The 19,039-nt window shown below is 45.4% G+C and carries 19 protein-coding genes and 1 pseudogene; 1 reads left to right on the forward strand and 19 read right to left on the reverse strand.

Annotated elements, in window-relative coordinates; all coding sequences use genetic code 11:
- Positions 1–10: 10 nt before the first annotated feature.
- The 6 genes and pseudogenes from UF75_RS04250 to UF75_RS04275 all read right to left on the reverse strand — a co-directional run.
- Positions 11–235: pseudogene (locus UF75_RS04250) on the reverse strand (AAA family ATPase); the annotation flags it as partial.
- A gap of 97 nt (positions 236–332) precedes the next feature.
- Entirely contained in the window at positions 333–2,735 is a 2,403-nt protein-coding gene (gene recG, locus UF75_RS04255) for an ATP-dependent DNA helicase RecG (RefSeq protein ID WP_045573356.1), read from the reverse strand.
- Entirely contained in the window at positions 2,732–3,595 is an 864-nt protein-coding gene (gene sdaAA, locus UF75_RS04260; protein ID WP_045573357.1) for an L-serine ammonia-lyase, iron-sulfur-dependent, subunit alpha, read from the reverse strand. The genes recG and sdaAA overlap by 4 nt, the downstream gene beginning before the upstream one ends.
- 18 nt (positions 3,596–3,613) lie before the next feature.
- Entirely contained in the window at positions 3,614–4,282 is a 669-nt protein-coding gene (sdaAB, locus tag UF75_RS04265; RefSeq protein ID WP_045573358.1) for an L-serine ammonia-lyase, iron-sulfur-dependent subunit beta, read from the reverse strand.
- A gap of 90 nt (positions 4,283–4,372) precedes the next feature.
- Positions 4,373–6,010 (reverse strand): DAK2 domain-containing protein, encoded by a 1,638-nt coding sequence (locus tag UF75_RS04270; protein WP_045573398.1) that lies wholly within the window; start codon positions 6,008–6,010, stop codon positions 4,373–4,375.
- An 82-nt stretch (positions 6,011–6,092) separates the two neighbouring features.
- Entirely contained in the window at positions 6,093–6,449 is a 357-nt protein-coding gene (locus tag UF75_RS04275; protein WP_045573359.1) for an Asp23/Gls24 family envelope stress response protein, read from the reverse strand.
- Positions 6,450–6,685: 236 nt separating this feature from the next.
- Between UF75_RS04275 and rpmB the strand changes: the two genes are divergently transcribed.
- Entirely contained in the window at positions 6,686–6,877 is a 192-nt protein-coding gene (gene rpmB, locus UF75_RS04280) for a 50S ribosomal protein L28 (protein ID WP_045573360.1), read from the forward strand.
- Between the two features lie 136 nt (positions 6,878–7,013).
- Here rpmB and hslO read toward each other — a convergent pair whose 3' ends face one another.
- The 13 genes from hslO to rlmN form a co-directional block, all read right to left on the reverse strand.
- Positions 7,014–7,889, reverse strand: a complete 876-nt coding sequence (hslO, locus tag UF75_RS04285; RefSeq protein ID WP_045573361.1) for an Hsp33 family molecular chaperone HslO — start codon at positions 7,887–7,889, stop codon at positions 7,014–7,016.
- Positions 7,890–8,120: 231 nt separating this feature from the next.
- Positions 8,121–8,426: a type II toxin-antitoxin system RelE/ParE family toxin gene (locus UF75_RS04290; RefSeq protein ID WP_045573362.1), complete on the reverse strand. Its 306-nt coding sequence runs from the start codon at positions 8,424–8,426 to the stop codon at positions 8,121–8,123.
- Complete coding sequence (locus UF75_RS04295; protein WP_082075006.1) at positions 8,413–8,682, reverse strand: type II toxin-antitoxin system prevent-host-death family antitoxin; 270 nt, start codon at positions 8,680–8,682, stop codon at positions 8,413–8,415. The genes UF75_RS04290 and UF75_RS04295 overlap by 14 nt, the downstream gene beginning before the upstream one ends.
- A gap of 526 nt (positions 8,683–9,208) precedes the next feature.
- Entirely contained in the window at positions 9,209–9,886 is a 678-nt protein-coding gene (locus UF75_RS04300; RefSeq protein ID WP_045573364.1) for a thiamine diphosphokinase, read from the reverse strand.
- A complete protein-coding gene (rpe, locus tag UF75_RS04305; RefSeq protein ID WP_045573365.1) occupies positions 9,879–10,547 on the reverse strand; it encodes a ribulose-phosphate 3-epimerase in 669 nt (222 codons plus the stop codon). Before rpe ends, UF75_RS04300 begins: the two co-directional genes overlap by 8 nt.
- 1 nt (position 10,548) lies before the next feature.
- Positions 10,549–11,439, reverse strand: a complete 891-nt coding sequence (gene rsgA, locus UF75_RS04310; RefSeq protein WP_045573366.1) for a ribosome small subunit-dependent GTPase A — start codon at positions 11,437–11,439, stop codon at positions 10,549–10,551.
- 37 nt (positions 11,440–11,476) lie between these two features.
- A complete protein-coding gene (gene pknB, locus UF75_RS04315; protein WP_045573367.1) occupies positions 11,477–13,240 on the reverse strand; it encodes a Stk1 family PASTA domain-containing Ser/Thr kinase in 1,764 nt (587 codons plus the stop codon).
- 10 nt (positions 13,241–13,250) lie between these two features.
- The gene (locus tag UF75_RS04320) at positions 13,251–14,654 is read right to left on the reverse strand and encodes a penicillin-binding transpeptidase domain-containing protein (RefSeq protein WP_045573368.1); all 1,404 of its coding nucleotides are present in this window, start codon (positions 14,652–14,654) and stop codon (positions 13,251–13,253) included.
- Positions 14,654–15,937 (reverse strand): FtsW/RodA/SpoVE family cell cycle protein, encoded by a 1,284-nt coding sequence (locus UF75_RS04325; protein WP_045573369.1) that lies wholly within the window; start codon positions 15,935–15,937, stop codon positions 14,654–14,656. The genes UF75_RS04320 and UF75_RS04325 overlap by 1 nt, the downstream gene beginning before the upstream one ends.
- Before the next feature lie 4 nt (positions 15,938–15,941).
- Positions 15,942–16,661 (reverse strand): Stp1/IreP family PP2C-type Ser/Thr phosphatase, encoded by a 720-nt coding sequence (locus UF75_RS04330; protein ID WP_045573370.1) that lies wholly within the window; start codon positions 16,659–16,661, stop codon positions 15,942–15,944.
- Positions 16,642–17,091, reverse strand: a complete 450-nt coding sequence (locus tag UF75_RS04335) for an FHA domain-containing protein (protein ID WP_045573371.1) — start codon at positions 17,089–17,091, stop codon at positions 16,642–16,644. Before UF75_RS04335 ends, UF75_RS04330 begins: the two co-directional genes overlap by 20 nt.
- 19 nt (positions 17,092–17,110) lie before the next feature.
- A complete protein-coding gene (locus tag UF75_RS04340) occupies positions 17,111–17,923 on the reverse strand; it encodes an FhaA domain-containing protein (protein WP_045573372.1) in 813 nt (270 codons plus the stop codon).
- Positions 17,924–17,926: 3 nt separating this feature from the next.
- The gene (gene rlmN, locus UF75_RS04345; protein ID WP_156146215.1) at positions 17,927–18,982 is read right to left on the reverse strand and encodes a 23S rRNA (adenine(2503)-C(2))-methyltransferase RlmN; all 1,056 of its coding nucleotides are present in this window, start codon (positions 18,980–18,982) and stop codon (positions 17,927–17,929) included.
- Between the last annotated feature and the right edge of the window lie 57 nt (positions 18,983–19,039).

Raw genomic sequence — 19,039 nt, forward strand, 5'->3', positions numbered from 1 at the left:
GTGTATCCTCTCATTCCATAAGAATATCTAACATCTTCTGAGTATTGTTCATAAAAGCACGCATTATTTGATAATGGTCAGTTTCTTCATACTTTACAATTTCAAATCTCTCTTGAATCTGATATATCCGTGCATGTGGGTATGCCATAATAATTGGAGAATGAGTAGCAATGATGAACTGCGACCCTTGTTGAACCAATTCATGAATTCTCGGAATCATCGACATTTGTCTCGAAATTAAAACCATAAGCAACCGCTATTGATTCTAATATTGAGGAGTGCAAAAGATTGTCTGATTTTGCGCGAACCATGTAGCAACCTCTACTTTGCTCCTAATGTATCCCAATCTGCTCTGGTGGAAAACACCTCTGAACTTCCTGGAAAAGCAAAGCATACTGCTCTGGGTTCTTTATAGCTTTCTGTGCCATTTGATAAGCCTTCTCGACAAGGTGCCCATCTCGCGAGAGATCAGCTAAGCGCAATTCGGCTATACCATGCTGCCTAGTCCCTAATAGTTCCCCCGTTCCGCGTAGACGCATATCTTCTTCGGCAATTTTAAAGCCATCTTCGGTCTGGCAAAGAACCTCTAAACGACGACTATTATTTCCAGATATCAAAAAGCAATAAGATTGTTCACTTCCTCGCCCCACTCGTCCTCTAAGCTGATGTAACTGGGCGAGCCCGAACCGTTCTGCCGACTCGATCACCATCACAGAGGCCTTCGGAACATTCACCCCAACCTCAACTACTGTCGTAGCAACCAGAATATCAATCTCCCCGGCATGAAACGCCGTCATGATCTCTTCCTTTTCTGCTCCCTTCATTCTTCCGTGCAGGAGGGCGACACGTCGTTTCGGAAAGCGAACCTGAAGATCTGCTGACCGTTGCGTGGCAGAAATCAGATCAAGCGTCTCGGATTCCTCCACCAAGGGACAAACTACATAGATTTGCATTCCTAGTTTGATTTGCTCATCTAGAAATTTTTCCAGCTTAGGACGTTCTCGTTCCGTTAATTTTCGGGTAATAATTGGCTTTCGCCCTACTGGCATTTCGTCAAGTACAGAAAGCTGCAAATCCCCATACAGTGTTAATGCTAACGTGCGGGGAATCGGCGTGGCTGTAAGGACTAAAACATGGGGACTTTCCCCTTTACTCTGAAGCTGAGAACGTTGTCTCACACCAAAACGATGTTGTTCATCCGTAACAGCCAGACCTAAGGCTTTAAATACCACTGTCTCCTGAATAAGAGCATGAGTTCCCACGACAACCTGTGCTCGTCCATCTGCAACCTCTGCCAAAATCCCTTCCCGAACCCCTTTGCTTTGACTCCCCAGCAAACAAACAACTGAAATACCCAGAGGCGTGAACACTTTCTCAATCGATTTCAAATGCTGTAACGCTAAAATTTCAGTTGGAGCCATCATTGCCCCCTGGTACCCTGAACCCACAGCGCGTAACAAAGCAGCCATGGCAACCGCTGTCTTGCCCGAACCTACATCTCCCTGAACAAGACGGGCCATCCCTTGGGATTTTGTCATATCTTTAGATATTTCACGGATAACACGTTGTTGGGCTTTAGTCAGTTGAAAGGGCAGAGAATCATAGAAATCCCGGAGCAAATCTGCTCCCCCTAAAAGCCTGGGGCTTCCCTGACGGACCATACCTTGACGCAATCCGGCGACTGCTAGTTGCAGAAAGAGCACCTCTTCCCAAACCAGCCGGTTTCGAGCTTGAGACAGGCTGGCATAATTCTTTGGAAAATGAATCTCCCGATGGGCTTGAGAGCGCCCCATCCATTCCTGCAAATCTTCTTGGGGTAGGATCTCGGGAAACCCTTCTTCCACTTGTCCCATAACACTCTGCATAATGCTGCGTATTACTTTGGAAGATAAACGCGCCGTTTCCGAATAAATGGGTAAAATCGTTTCTGAGTCTTGATCAGGGGCCTTCGCAGGGCTACTTGCACTGACCTTTTCAATATCTGTCGCTAGAATCTCCGGTACCTGTTGCTTCCAACGCACCTTTCCTGTCACAACCACTTGAGTTCCTACAGGATATTGTTTAAGAATAAACGGTTGGTTAAACCAAGTAGCATGAAACATACGTCCTGATTGCTCGATACTTAACTTAACGACTTTCAGCTTGCCATTGGTCACATGCCCTGAGACCACGTTCCCCTCAATGGTCGCCACTTCTCCGTCTTTCAACTCAGCAATCATCCGCTTGCGACGATCTTCATACCTCCGTGGATAGTATAGAAGCAAATCGTGCACATCCTGAATCCCTAGCTGTTCAAGCTGCTTCGCTCTTTCCGGACCAACCCCCTTTAAATATTGTAAAGGCCTCTTTCGTAAGGAAGCACTGCTCCGTTTTTTAGGGCTTTCTTGGGCTTCTCGGGCTTGAACACTGCCCTTTTGAAGTCCAACGTCAACCCTTATTGGTCCACTTTGAGGAATAATATCCTGTACTTCAAGCATGACTTCTTGTATGAAACGGCGCAGTTCAGAAAAAGCTTCTCTCCGGCGAAGCGGGCTCCAAGTTGGATAGTTTTGAGCTAATTTTCCCAACAGCTCTAAGTCCTTTTCGGGAAAGAGCTGTTTCAGCCGAGGGAGAATTCCCCGCAAAAATACATTAAACCCGCCTAATACGCCTGTATTTGTGAACCCTTGTTTTTCTTCAGCCGCAAGCGCCCGTTGAAAATTATTAAGCACCAGTTGAATTTGAGTTAGGTTCATAAGAAATCAGCCTGGATTCGTCGTCCTGTGGGAGTCACCGCAAGGCCACCTTGAGCTGTTTCCTTCAATGAGCAGGACATTTGTTTACCGATCTCCCCCATAGTATCGATAACCTCATCAACGGGAATTGCGCTCCTCACACCCGCTAACGCCATATCAGCAGCCATCAAAGCGATCATGGCTCCTGTCGCATTTCGTTTTACACAGGGAACCTCTACTAGCCCGCCGACAGGATCACAGACCAGCCCTAACATTGATTTCATGGCAATCGCTGCAGCATCCGCTGTCTGCCTCGGCGAGCCCCCCGCTAATTCCACGGCTGCTGCGGCAGCCATAGCCGCAGCAGACCCAATTTCAGCCTGACATCCACCTTCAGCTCCAGAAACGCTGGCCCGTTCAGCAAGAATCATCCCTAATCCCGCCGCAGTAAAAAGGGCCATTAAAAGTTCCCGTTCAGAAACTTGACGGGACTCCTCAACCGCCAACAAAACTGCTGGCAGTACCCCGCAAGAGCCCGCGGTTGGCGCAGCGACAATTTTACCCATACATGCATTAACCTCAGCTACAGCAAGTGCTTTGGAAATCGCACCACTCATAACCTCACCCACTAAACTTCCGCCTTTTTCTCGATAACTTTCAACCTTGGCAGCGTCCCCCCCTACCAAACCCGATAAAGAACGACGTTTTCCAACCAGACCTGCTTGGACAGATTCTCGCATGACGTTCAAGTTTGTGCTCATTCGTTCAATCAACACTTGTTCCGATTGTTCTAATTCCTCAATTTGGTTTTGGAGTATGACTTCACTGATTTTGATCCCTTTGTTTTCTGCCTCGATTATCCAAGCTTCGTAGGCGCGCATAATGCATTCCTCCTATATTTACAAGGGCTCAATAGCCAATGCCTGATTAATTCTAGGTAATTTCCTTAATAAATCCAGCACAGCTTCCTCGATTCGTTGATCTGTCTCTAACACCATGAGCGCTTGTGCTCCCCTCTTTTCGCGAGAAACCAACATTCGTGCAATGTTAATCTGGGCAGTCGTTAGTAGAAGCGTCACTTGTGCGACAACTCCTGGAATGTCTTGGTGAAGGATAACTAAAGTGGGATAGTCCCCTTTAATTTCTACTTGAAATCCATTGATTTCCCGAATAAGGATGGTCCCTCCTCCAATAGAGGAGCCTATCACCTGAACGTGTCCACCGTTCTTAGCTACCAAATCAAACTTCACGCTGTTTGGATGGACATCTCCTAGATCTCCCCCTTTAAGGCTAAAATTGAGGCCGCGCTCTATAGCAATTTTGGGGGCATCTGGTATGCGTGCATCATCGGGATTCATGCCTAATAGTCCGGCAACCAAAGCCAAATCTGTTCCATGTCCTTTTCCCGTTTTAGCAAATGAACCGTGGAGGACGATTGTACCTCGTACAGGTTCATCCCCCAGAATTTTCCTGGCCATTATCCCCAAACGAACAGCACCCGCCGTATGAGAGCTTGACGGCCCCACCATGATTGGCCCTAATAGATCAAAAACATTACTCTTGCCCACAGTCTTCCCCCTCCTATGTATCAGTGGTACCTCACATCAGTTTATGGGTAGATGTAAAGAAAACCTCCGGAAAAAATTCCGGAGGTTAACCTATTCCACACCTAAGATATAATAGTAGAGCGGTTGCCGACCGGGATGAACCTCAACTTCAACGCTCGGATTCTCTTCATGTAGCCACTTTTGTAGTTGTTCAACCTCTTCTTGTTTAGTATCTTCTCCATAAAATATTGTGACCAAATCATGCGTTTTCCATTCCATCTTTTCCAAGGTCGACTGTGCTACCCTTAATAAGGATTCCCCTGTAGTCACAATCACATCTTCCACCAGGCCTAAAAGATCCCCAGCTGAAATGGATAAATCTCCATACTGTGAATCCCGTACAGCATAAGTTACTTCACCGGAGCGAACATTGCCCAGTCCTCGTTCCATGTTTTTGATGTTAGTTTCCGTATCTCCATCAGGATTAAGATTCAGAAGCGCAGAAATTCCTTGGGGGATTGATTTACTGGAAATAACATGCACTTCACGATCTAGGACGACATCTTTAACTTGGCGAGCAGCCATGACAATATTACCGTTATTAGGCAAAATGAAGATTTGGCGTGCTTGAACCTTGAGGACAGCTTCGGCAAGATCTTCAGTACTTGGATTCATGGTTTGTCCACCAAACACAACTTCATCAGCCCCTAGACTTAAAAAAACATCCGCAATTCCTTGTCCCATGGCAACGGCAACTACCCCAAACTCTTTCATAGGTTGAAGCTGATTTTGATCGTCTGACAGCACTTTTTCAGAATCTGTCGATTCTTTTATAGCATGAGCCATTTTCTCATTTTGCTCTAACATGTTGTGTATCTGGACTTGATGAAGTGAACCCCACTGGATCGCGTAATCTAAAATTTTCCCTGGATTTTTAACATGGACATGGATCTTTACCACTTCAGGTGTTCCAACAACCAAGAGGCAGTCTCCACGATCGCTTAAATCCACTTTTATTTGGTCTATACTTAAATTTAAGCCCTTGACTAAAAATTCAGTGCAATAAGGATAGTCAAGGTTTTCAATCTGCATAAACTCCTGTTTAGAATTATCACTTTCTCGTCCGCTAGGAGAAGACACTGGAACAGATTGTGTATCTTCAATTGGGGTCTCGCCCGTTAAAACAGAGATCCATCCGGCCAAAATAATGAGAAACCCTTGTCCTCCAGCATCGACAACTCCCGCTTGTTTTAACACCGGCAACATATCCGGTGTTTTTGCTAAGCACTTCGTTCCCTTTAAGTGAGCTTCCTGAAGGGTTTCAAGGAGTGACCCGCCCCCCTTAGCCGTAGCTAAAGCCGCTCGTGCTGTTTCCTTAGAAACCGTCAGAATTGTACCTTCAACCGGTTTCATAACTGCTTTATAGGCGGTATCCACCCCTGCTTGCAGCGCTTGAGCCACTTGAAGAGAATTAGCCGATTGTAATCCATCAAATCCCTTAGCAATGCCACGCAAGAGTTGGGACAGAATCACACCTGAATTGCCGCGTGCTCCCATTAAAGATCCCATGGAAGCTGCCGCCGCAACTTCGCTGATAGACTGACTGGATATTTTTTCGCAATCCCTAGCGGCCGAATGAATCGTTAAAAACATATTAGTCCCTGTGTCTCCATCTGGTACAGGAAAAACATTCAAGGCATCGACGTCGCCTTTTTTTGCTTCTAAAGACTTCGCCCCTGCCATCATCATTTGTTTCCATAATTGCCCGTTTAGAACAACTATTTTATTTGTAGCTGCTGGACTCAAAACCGCATCCCCCTACTCTTATGCCCTACTCTAAAACGCGAACTCCTTTGACGTTCACATTCACTTGGGACACGTTTAATCCCGTAAGCTTTTCTGTGGTATAGCGGACGCGCTCCATGACACTAGCCGCAACTTCAGAAATCTTAACACCATACCCCACAACAATATAAAGATCAATTATAAGTTCATTATCTTTATTAGTGACCACAACCCCACGGGCCAAATTTTCCCGTCCTAATAAATCGGCTACTCCATCCGTAATTTTGCGTGATGCCATACCGACCAAACCGTAGCACTCAACTGCCGTAGCACCAGCAATCGTGGATATGACTTCTTCAGAGATTTCAATTCTACCTAAATGATTAATAATTTCTTTCCCCATTTAAAAGGCCCTCCCCTTCCGGTATCGTCCACGTTGACCCTATTCTACCAAGGAAATCAAAAATGTTCAAAGAAAAACTGAATTTATTCTAACAAAACTCTTTACAGGAGCAAAAACGATGCTCCGAAGATACTTTCCTCATTAATTGAGAAAAGTTCACTAGTAAACCTTGCCAACCTTCCTGTCTTTTGATAGAATGTATTAGTGTCATTTCAGTTGCAAAGGAGGTTTAGCGCATGGCTAATGTTTGTGCAATATGCGCCAAAGGAGTAGTCACTGGATTTCAAGTAAGCCACTCTCATATTCGGACAAAGCGAACTTGGAAACCAAACTTGCAAAGCGTTCGTGCAATTGTGAACGGCACTCCTGCCCGGATTAAAGTTTGTACCAGATGTTTACGTTCCGGAAAAGTTCAGCGCGCTAGCTAGTGAATCAAAAGCCCGACATTATATCGGGCTTTTTTCATTTTACCCACAATCCAATCCCTAACTCCACATGCGAGTTAGGGCAAGTCAGGGACGGTTCTTGACTTGCACCCTCCCCAACTTCACACCCTCCCCAACCTCACGCCCTCTCTAATATCTGTTGAAGATCTTCCTTATTAAATTGATAATGTTCATTACAAAAATGGCAAACCATTTCGGCATTACCATCCGAGATTAGGTCTGCTATTTCTTTTTTTCCGATTGAAACCAACGTATCACTCAAGCGTTCCTTCGAACATGTACAAGAGAACGTCACCTTACGTCGTTCTAAAACATGATGAGGAAGTTGCCCCATCAGATGGCCTAATAACTCGTCTATAGTCTGGCTCTGAGCTATCAATTCACTAATACCCATCTGTAACTGCCCGAGTTGACTTTCAATTGCCTGGATATCCTCTTCTGTCGCTCCAGGCAAGGGTTGAATCAGTAGTCCCCCTGCGCCTGCTACATGATAATCCTTTTCGACCAATACCCCGAGTAGCATAGCAGAAAGAATCTGCTCAGAAGTTAATAAATAATGAACCAGATCTTCAGCAATCTCCCCACTCACCAAAGGAACCGTCCCGGTAAAGACTTCACCATTTTGTAAGCTTCGACTCACAGACAATTCCCCAAGACCAACCGCTCCTCCCACGTCAAGTTTTCCGGAGGCTTTAAGCGGCAAATCCGCCAAAGGTTCCCTAACATAACCACGAACCTCTCCCCGCGCATTCCCAACAGCGACAACCCCTTCTAAAGGGCCATCTCCCAACAAGCGTAAAGTAATACTTTCTTCTCCTTTAAGGGCACTAGCTAGAATAAGAGTCCCCGTCATCAACCTACCCAGCGCCGCCGTGGCAACCGGAGACATCCCATGACGCCGACGAGCTTCCTCCACAATATCCGTCGTCTTCACCAAAACCCAACGGGCATTCCCCTCAAGCATAGTCCCAATCCAAAGTTCATCCTGTTGCATAAATCGTCTTCCTTTATCCAAAATCTCAGTGCAAGCCGGTACATGCAAGTCGGTTCAAGTCGGGGACGGTTCTTGACTTGCATTCCTTCGACTTACATTCCTTCACCCAATAAATATCATATATAGCCTTACCTAAAACACAATCATTAACTGTTATTGCTTTAGGTAATATTTTCCACTTCTTTGTCAATCCCTATTAAATTACAGGTTAATTTGCGATATAACCTACGTTCATTTCAATAAGTCGGGATAATCCCGCATTCCATGAAGTACTCTGTATACTACGACCTCGTGATTAATTACCTTATAAAAAGCGATGTAGCAGTCTATAATCAGCATCCGGTAGTCCTGTTTTGCCAACTCACTATCCTGTACGATTTTACCGATGTGCGGATGCTCTGCAAGCGTATCAATTTTACCCATAATCTTGTCGGTCATAGCAAGTGCCGATGTCGGACTGTTTTCTGCAATGCAAAAGAAAATTTCCACGATATCCTCACGAGCAATTTGTAATATCGCAATCTTATACTTGCTCATTGTGCAGACCTTTGATATATTCTCTCACATCATCTGTAGTGTAGGTTGGTGCACCACTAAGACGTAGGTTTTCAGCCTCTAACAGTTTGGCTCTTAGGTTTAGCATTGCTTCTCTTCGTTCAAACGCAGCAATGCTCATTACAACCAACTCGCCCTCACCATTTTTGGTCAAATAAACAGGTTCAGACCTTTCTTTACATATTTTTGTGATTTCACCAAGCTCTGTCCTCAGTGCAGATGTAGGTTTAATAATCATCATTTATCACTCCCAGGCAGAATTCGGACTTAATTATGCTCTTATTATATGCTAGTTTTAGCACAGTTAACAACAGAATTTCGATAAAAGCAAATCCAGCACTCGCACTTTATAGCTCTGTATAATGTTTTCCGGCATACAAGTCGGGAACGGTTCTTAACTTGCATCCTAATCACAACGCTCTATTGAGAGCAGAACAATGCAAATCAACCGTCCCCTGCTCCTGTCCGTTCCCACCCCATACTCCGTTCACACCCTCCCGCTCCTGCCCCTCGTCGTTCCTAACCCTACGCCGCCCCAGCCCGGAGGGTGTGATTTTGCAGAGCGAACCCGTTAGGCAGAGTCGCGTCTACCGGGCTTAGATTACTCGGGGACAGAACGGCACAGGACTTGTCCATGGATGGACTGATGTCGCGGTGCCAAGGATGGCAAGGAGCGACACACATTCAGAATAGCCCAGAGGTTTGCCGTTCTCGCCGAGTGATCAAGCATGGTAGCGACGGCGCCGTGGGTGAGTGGCGCAACTTCACACCCTCCCGTTCCTACCCCCGTCCCCAAGGTTAGGAATAACCACCATCACCCATCCCTCGTGAACCTCAATCACCGCTTTCCCACCAAGAAACACATTACTGATCCCACGTGGAGAATCTTGATAAAGCACTCCCTGTTGAAGCGGATAATATAACCCCTCAGTCGTGACAATCGCTTTCTCCGATAGGGCTATCAAAGATAGTTTTTGACCCTGAGGTGCATTAATCTCTTCGCGGCCTTGAATTATCCACATTTCTTGATCAGGATCAACGAGACGGATCCGATACCCTTTTCGTGCATAGCCCAACATAAGCGCTAAATTACCCAAGAAATGATCGATTCGATGTCCGCTTGCCCCATACAACCAAATATCAGATTGACCCATAAGGGAAGCCTTTTCCTCTGCCCGTAAAAGTGCTAATTCGAGATCTGTCTCATCCTTTTCACACGGATACTGCTCAATAATACATCCTGTATTTTCACATCGAGTAAGGTTCTCAGGAGAAATCGAATCCAAATCCCCTATCACAATATCGGGCGTACGCCCAGACAGGGCAGCATAATTTGCCCCTCCATCTGCACATATCAAAAAGTCGACCTCATTGAGAACATGTTTTCCCCATTCAGAATTCCAAACACCATTGGCTAATACTGCAATTTTGAACTTATTCACCCTTCATCAAACCCGCTGCTTTGCGAATATTCTTCACGGCTTGTTGCGGATCAGCTTGGGCAAAAACAGCGGCGCCCGCCACCAAGATATGAGCACCCGCTTGAGCCACCATTGCAGCAGTTTCAAGGTTAATTCCTCCATCGACTTGAATCAAACAAGACGATTGGGTTTGTTCAAGATGGCGATGAAGGACCTGAATCTTAGGGAGAACATTAGGAATAAAGTTCTGTCCACCAAATCCTGGGTTGACTGTCATCAATAGTACCATATCTAAATCTTGCAGAATATACTTAACCCCGTCCAGTGGAGTTGCAGGGTTAAGCGCGATTCCCGCCGTCATTCCCTGTTCTTTGATTTGTTGGATTAGACGATGGGCGTGGAGGGACGTTTCTAAATGGAACGTAATATGATCCGCACCCGCTTTAGCGAATTCAACAATAAATTTTTCCGGTTCTTCAACCATTAGATGAACATCAAAACGCATTTTGGAATGATTCCTGAGGGATTTTACTATAGCAGGTCCAAACGTAAGATTAGGAACAAAGTGCCCGTCCATAACATCGATATGTAATACCTCAGCGCCTGCCTCCTCTACCATCTGAACCTGGTCCCCTAGTCGAGAAAAATCGGCGGATAAAATTGAAGGTGCAATCTGAATCATCTTAAAACTTCCTCTCTGCTTCCATTACTTCTTGCAAAAAAATCAGATAGTGCTCATACCGTTTAGGGTAAATCTCTCCCTTTTCAAGCGCAGCCTTGATTGCACAATTAGGTTCTTTATCATGCAGACAACTGTTGAAGCGACACTGACTACGACGTGAAGCAATTTCCGGGAAATAGTCCGTTAGCTCTAAGCGTTTCATGATTGGCATAGAAAGAGAAGAAAAGCCCGGTGTATCTGCCACAAGCCCCCCAGCACAAACCATCAATTCCACATGACGTGTAGTATGACGACCGCGCTTAGACTTAATGCTGATATCTCCTGTTTTCAGGTTCTTTCCTGGTGATAAGGCATTGAAAAGGCTAGATTTCCCTACTCCGGAAGGTCCTGCCAGAACGCTAATTTTGTTACTGATCCGTGCCCCAAGCTCTTCAATTCCTTGACCTGTTTCATTAGAGACTTCAAATACCGTGTAACCTATATTACGGTATACATCACCGATTGAATCTGCGCCTTCTTCGTTAGTTAATACAGCCTTTTTGAATTTATCTAATTTAGTAAAAACGAGAATCGGTTCAATTCCTCCTTCAGTTACCTGAACCAACAAACGATCCAAAAGATTTTGATCTGGCTTAGGAGAAGTCAGAGCAAAAACTAAAATAGCCTGATCTACATTAGCCACGGCCGGACGACTTAAAACATTTCGCCTTGGCTCTACCTCCTCAATCGTGGCTTTGTTTTCTTGGTCTGGGAGGATTTTAACCCGATCCCCTGGTATAAACTCTTGATCTTTAACGCGAAAGCGACCGCGTAGGGAACATTCCCATACTCGGTCCTCCGCATAAACATAATAAAATCCACCATATCCTTTAAGTAGGACTCCTCTGATCATATATACCTCACTTAATCATCGTGCTTAAGGGATTATCCTAATGTTTCTTAGGTTTACCATTCTTGCGGATAAAACTTGTCACTTGCGCAATCGATACCGGGTCCTTGATTGCAAAGTCAGCCTTTCCTTGTGCAAGCGGACCGGGCCCACGAGAAACAACAATCGTAACCTCGGCCCCTTGCTGAACTGCTTCTCCAGGATTAGGGGTGGTATTCATGACGACATCTATTGGAGAAGTCGTAGAGTCCTCGGTTTCAATTTTAAAGACTAGCTTATGCTGATCGAGTATCGCTTTTGCTTCAGCCGATGTTTTTCCGATCACATTGGGCATATTTATTGGAAGTAATTGTGGTCCGGCACTCAGGGTTAAATGAATATCCCCGTTTTTAGGCCAAGAAGCATAGGGAGCAGGATCTTGCCGAACTACAGCATCCTTTGGAACATTCGCATCGGGAATGGTTTCAAAGGTTGGTTTTCCCGTAAAACCTGCATTCTGGATAAGATACAAAGCATTTTCTTTTGTCATCTGACCAGTCGTAACATCTGGGAATTTCCCTAGATCTGGACCCTTGCTGACCACTATTTTAACGGTTCGACCCACTCTAACGGATAACCCAGCCTTCGGATCCTGTTCAATAATGCGGTCTTTTTCAACTTTATCACTAAACTGGAAGGTGGTGGACTCTGTACTTAGACTTAGTTTAGCACCTTTTACAAAATCCTCTGCTACTGGCACTGTTTTCAAGACTAAATCTGGAACCAGCGTTGATTCTACCGCAATATAACTTTTTAACCACATCCCTACTCCGAGTAGAGAAAAAAGGAGTACCAAGCCCCCAAGGATCCAGAGCCGACGTTTTTTCTTTTCGGATTTGGCAGGAATTGAACTTTTTACCCCTACGGGTGCCAGAACTTGACTCATCCCTTTATGAGTCTGAGTGGCTTCAGCATCATCCGTTTGAAAAACTTCCATTCGAGTAATGGGTCGACCGGCCTGGATGTGGTCCAGGTCTTCAAGGAGATCTTTGGCCGCCAAATAGCGTTGTTCAGGCGACTTAGAGATTGCCCGCATAATCACAGCTTCAAATTCCTTATCAATCCGAGGGTTAAGTTTGCTGGGAGGAACAGGTAGTTGTTGTAAGTGTTTTAGAGCAATGGCAATGGGGGTTTCTCCGTCATAGGGCACTTTACCTGTCAGTAATTCGTAAAGCACAATTCCTAATGAGTAAATGTCCGATTGCTCATTACTTTGAATTCCTTTTGCCTGTTCCGGAGATAAGTAATGAACTGAACCCACAATATCTCCCGTATGGGTGACTGTCGCCGAAGAGACTGCCCGCGCAATACCGAAGTCCGTGACCTTAGCATGTCCGTCCGCCGTCACCAATATGTTATGCGGTTTAATATCCCTATGAATAATATGGTGTTCATGGGCATTTTGGATAGCCCCAGTAATTTGCCGCGCCAGATTAATAGCCTGATCTGTGGACAGTGGAGCATACTCTCGAATGATTTCTTTAAGGTTACGACCTTCCACATATTCCATGACAATATATTCTGTATCTCCATCTTTGCCCACATCATAAATTGAGACAATGTTCGGATGGGACAAACTTGCAGCAGATTGGGCTTCCCTCCGAAAACGGCGGATAAAGTCCTCATCTGTGACAAACTGCTCTCGGAGCACCTTGATTGTTACGATACGGTTAAGTAAAACATCCTTGGCCTTATAAACGATCGCCATACCCCCAGCACCAATTCGTTCAAGGACTTCATATCGTCCCCCGAAAATTTTACTCACTATCTGTCACCTACTTTCTGATTAGTGCTTCTTGAATGATTTGTCGTGCAATCGGAGCAGCTGTCCCTCCGCCAGTTCCACCATTTTCCACCATAACGGCGATCGCAATCCGTGGTTTCTCCGCAGGTGCAAAAGCGATATACCAAGCATGCGTCGGGACATCTCCACCAGGTTCAGCTGAACCCGTCTTGCCCGCAACCTGAACATTAGATAAAGCCCCAGGTGCGGCCGTTCCATCCGTCACGGCAGTTACCATCGCGCTTGTGATTTGTTCCGCTTCCGTCTTGGAAAGAGCAGTCAACCAAGGCTTAGGTTTCTGTTCAAATATCACGTTTTGAGAAGGATCAAGGACTCGATCGACAAGATGAGGGGCCATAATGACTCCCTGGTTAGCGATACCCGCTGTGATCAAGGCCATGTGAAAGGGAGTAACAAGAATTTCCCCTTGTCCGAAGGTACTAGCAGCCAGTAGATTTGTGTTTAACGTCGTGGGAATTTTCGCTGCTTTGGTAACCGAACTAGTTGGAACATTAAGTTCAAAAGGAATTGGTTGCCCAAATCCAAACCCCTTGACAGCGGATAAAAACTTTTCACTCCCTGCCTGAACTCCAAATGTCGCAAAGTACGTGTTGCAGGATTCGGCTAAGGCCATATTATAATTAACCCAGCCATGGGCCTTATCGTTTTGTTCTCGAATCACTTGTCCGTTAATAATCGTGGAGCCTCGGCACTCATATAGATCCGTGGTATTGACTCCACTACGTAATACAGCTGCAGAGGTAACCACCTTCATGGTCGATCCCGGCGGATAGAGAGAAGCATAACGTTGTTCCAGTGGCCTTTCTATTTCACGGTTAACGATTTCATTCCAGTTTTGGTCCAGGTCAGTGGGATCAAAACTGGGTTGGCTAACTAAGGCCAAGACCTCCCCTGTTCTTGGATCGATGGCCACTACAGCTCCCATTTTTCCCTTGAGTGCATTATAAGCGAGCCTCTGTAAACGGGAATCTAGGGTAAGTACCACATCATCCCCTGTGCGGGGAAGTGCAAAAAGCTGTTGAACTGATTGGGTAGGATTGGCCTTCTTGAGCCCTAGCATCCAATCGGCTAAACTTCCCTCAAGACCGGATGCTCCCAATTTCACCGTTGAATAACCAAGTGCAGGTTCGTACATTTCCCCATTTGAATAAACTCGAACCTTTTTCCCGTTTAATAGCTGAGTTTTTGCAATCACTTCGCCGTTGCGATCAAAAATCCCTCCCCTAGTCACGCGATTTTCCATGAGGATCATCCGGCGATTAGCCGGATTATTTAATAACGTATCTGCTTTAACAACTTGCCAATAGACCAAACCCAGACTCAGAACAAAAAAGCTAAAGGCCATGCCCAATGCAACTTGACGTATCCCTCGCATTATGTTGCATACTCCCTTCCCTTATTCTTCGTGCTGTGGGAACTCACTGCGGTAGCATTAGATATGTTGAGTAGCACCCCTAGCAAGATAAAATGAACAATCAGGGAGCTTCCGCCATAACTCACCCACGGAAGTGGCAAGCCTGTCAAAGGAAGCAGTTTTGTAACCCCAGCCAGAATAATTAGGGTCTCAGTTCCAAGTAAAATTCCTATCCCTGCGGCCAGAATTTGTCCAAAGCGATCTTTGGCCTTTAAACTCACTGCAAAAGCTCTCATTACAACAATCAAAAAGAGCATAAGCACAGCCATCGCCCCCGCAAATCCCAGTTCTTCTGCAATCACTGAAAAAATAAAATCACTGATTGCCACGGGTACTGTCGACGCACCAATACCATTGCCTAACCCCGTACCGAGAATATTTCCGCCTCCAATGGCAAACAGAGATTGAGCAATTTGATACCCCATTCCCGTGGGATCTTGCCAAGGATCCATCCAGACTGCAACTCTCACACGCACATGTCGAAAAAGCAGATAGCCTACAGTACCGGTCAGGAAAAAAATTGGCAGAGATATTCCTAAATAAAGAGTTCGCTCTGTCACAACATAGAGCATGAGTACAAAAAGCAAGTAAAACACTAAGGCCGTCCCTAGACTTTTTTGAGCGGCTAAAATTCCCAGGACGAAAGCCACCATGATTATGAACGGACCTAAAGTCCGCCAATCAGGCAACGAGAATCTTCCTAACTGCACGGTTCCTATGCGCAACAATTCTTCATTCTCTTCCAAGTACGTAGCCATGAATAATAGTAACGTCAGTTTGACAAATTCTTCCGGTTGAAACCCAAATCCTAAAAACTTCAGGGAGCTCGTTGCTCCACCTACCTCTGATCCCACCAGAAGAGTCACCAGCAATAGAGTAACCGCTAATAGCCCCCAGATATATCGAAATCTTCCAAAGGATCGATAATCTCGAATGGCCCAAAGAACAACGTAGAACATCAACATTCCAAGATTAGCCCACCAAAATTGGTGCAAAGCGACCCCTGGGTTGATTCGTACAACAAACACAAGTCCAAGGGCCATGATAGCTTGGACGACAGGTAAGATAAAGGGATCTCCTTGATAATGGAAGATTTGTTCCATAAGGCTTCCCACCAAGACAATAACCGTAAAGATCAGCGCTTGCCAAAACAGTGGACCCATAGCACCGTCCCACTTCAACAGGTTAAGTCCTAGCCACATCATACCTAAAATTAAAACTCGTGAAGTTAAACGAAGAATCATCGGCTTACTCCATAATACAGCATAAAGCTGTGAAATTATCGGGGGCACCTCGTTCAAGCGTAAGCTGTCGTAACCTCTCCAACCGTTCTTCCCAGGAACCTGGTTCAAGGAATTCTTCAGTTAGTTCTTGATCATTAATCATATTCGAGAAACCATCCGTGCAGAGAAGGAAAACATCCCCTGTTTGTAAATTCAAACTTTGACAATCCACTTCTACGCTTGGGTCTGCCCCTATCGCTCGCATCAGAACATTCCGTTGCGGGTGTTTGTTAGCTTCTTCAGGCGAGATCTGTCCCAGCCTCACAAGCTCACCGACCAGTGAATGGTCAGTTGTTAACAGAGTTAACCCCTCATCTCGCCACAGATAAGCTCGACTATCTCCAACGTGAGCAATCACCACCTCAGCGTTACGAATCAGCAATACCGTCAGGGTAGTGCCCATCCCGGCATTTTCTGGCTCGGTGGCTGAGGATTCATAAATAACACGATTTGCATGAGCAAATGCCTCAGTTAGCCCTTGTTCTAAAGCCTGTTCTTCAAGCTCGGCAAATTGGGGAACAAATTTCCCCAATTCTTCTAAGGCTGTTGAGGATGCCACTTCTCCCGCTCTATGCCCTCCCATACCATCGGCGACTGCATAGAGCCCATCGGTGGATAAAACCAAAAATGAATCCTCATTATTTTTACGAATACACCCTTTTTCACTAAAGCTTAGAACTCTCATTTTGCCACCTCGAGTATTGAAAGGTAATACTTCCAATTTTCACATAGTCTCCTGCAACCAATTGCACTGGAGAATGGATTTGCTCTCCATTAACCCAGGTTCCATTAGTACTTCCCATATCTTCTAAAATCGTTTGTCCTTTTTGCAAGCGAAAAGCAGCATGATCAATGGAAGCAAAATGATCTGTTAAAACAATATCATTATGCTTTCCCCGTCCCAAACGTAACCCTTTAGCATCGACTCTAAAGATCCGCCCCCGGGCAAGGGATTCTCCTCCAGTAAGGACTTCTAAACGCCCAGATTCGTTGACAGAGCGTTGAAAAATCCCCTTCAGCTGAAGATCCGCCAAAAGCGCCGTAAATATACGAAAGATAAAGAGATAGATAAGGGCGACAAAAACCAGTCGTCCAATGACTAAAACAAATTGCATACAATCCTCCAAATCGAGCTTAGGGGGCTCTTTGTATGACCAATACACTTTGTCCGATTTTGATTCGGTCCCCTGGAGCTGTGGTCTGATGGGTAATTCGCTGACCGTTTACAAAGGAACCGTTCGTGCTTCCCAAATCATCCAGCCACCAACCATTTTCTCCTCCCGATGCGATCTTTAGATGTCGACGTGAGACTTCAGGGTCATGAAGCACCAAATCACATTGGCCATGACGGCCAATGAAGAATTCCGCCTCCTGAAGCGGGAACTTCTGGCCCGTATCTGGTCCTTCAATAATTTCGAGAAAGTAATCAGAATTCCTTCCCGATTTACCTTCAGGCTGGAAGTTTGTCTTGACACTTTCTCTGAAAATAGTTGTACTTTCTCGCCAATTCGATGAATTAGGGGGAGCATTTTCCCTTTCTTCTCCTTGATCATCGAGTTCTTCTCCCCAGTTGACATCAATCGAATCATCGAAATCCACTTCAATCACCATCTGTCGAGGGTTAACCGTCTCATCGGCGTGCAACTCAATCGCGGGTTTAGTGAGAAATGTATACCCGTTTCGCTCCGCCTCGACAAATAAATATTTTGAGAGTTCAATCAGAAATGCATCCCCGAAACTTGCTATAGGTCCCCAATCACTGGAATGGAGATAGACCCGATAGATATTCGGAACATAAACCTGTGAAATACTAACTTGCTTATTCTTCAGCATCGCCTTGACAAGTTCTTTGGCAATTTCCACAGGTTGAAGCCGGGTCGCACCCTTTTTAAACGCTTCGGTAAAAAGAAATTCGGCCATCCCCTCAAATCGGGTCAACAGGCTCATTATTCACCCCTCCCACTGTCGACGAAGTTGTCCACAAGCTGCATTAATGTCTGTCCCCCGTTCCTCACGTGACGACACGGAAATTCCGGCATTTTCTAACACTTGGGCAAACCTCTTTATCTTCTCCGGATCAGGACGTTTCATTCCAGTACCTTCTACAGGATTTATAGGAATCAAATTAACGTGTCCTAATTGTCCCTTAAGCAATCTGGCCAAATCCTCGGCTTCCTCTCTCCTCGTATTTTCAGCAGTCAAGGCAACCTCAAAGGTAATCCGACGATGCGTCATTCGTGAGTACTCATGACAGGTTTCCATCAGGAGGGCCAGTGGATAACGACGATTCATCGGAACTAACTGATTTCTTATCTCGTCCTGAGCAGCGTGAAGAGATACTGCTAGACCCACTTGAGGATTATCCTTAGCTAATTGAAGCATTCGGGGCACAACCCCACAGGTCGAAATCGTCATGCGCCGCATGCCAATTGCCTGTCCTTGTTCATGATTTAAAAGTTTAATTGCTTTAAGAACCGAATCATAATTAAGTAAAGGTTCCCCCATCCCCATAAAGACAATGTTGGTTACCTGGAAATCCGGATCTTCTTGCCGAATCAGATGGGTAATATCCAAAACTTGCCCCACGATTTCGGCCGCACTTAGGTTTCTTCGGAAGCCTTCTATTCCAGTCGCACAGAATGCGCAGCCTACCGCACATCCCACTTGCGTAGAAACACAAACCGTATGGCGGTCCCGAGATTGGGTTCGAGAATAATCCATTAGAACACACTCGATCATCTCCCCATCTTCAAGACGGAACAAATACTTACGCGTGCCATCCTTAGAACGTTGTTCTTGTACCTGTTCTAAAGAATACAGATGTAATCGGCTACTTAACGTTTGCAAGTCATCCTTACTAATGTTTTTAATCTCATCCCAAGAAAGAACTGCTTTTTGCTGCACCCACTGAAACAACTGGAGCCCCCGAAATTGTTTCAAACCCAACTCTCGACAAATCTCTATCAATTCATTATCTAAACAACCACGCAATTCAATAATTCCCATAATATCTATTATTCACCCAATTCGTTCCAATTAAACTTCCTTATAAAGAAAACTTGG

It is taken from the genome of Desulfosporosinus sp. I2 (assembly GCF_000960765.1).
GTDB lineage: Bacteria > Bacillota > Desulfitobacteriia > Desulfitobacteriales > Desulfitobacteriaceae > Desulfosporosinus.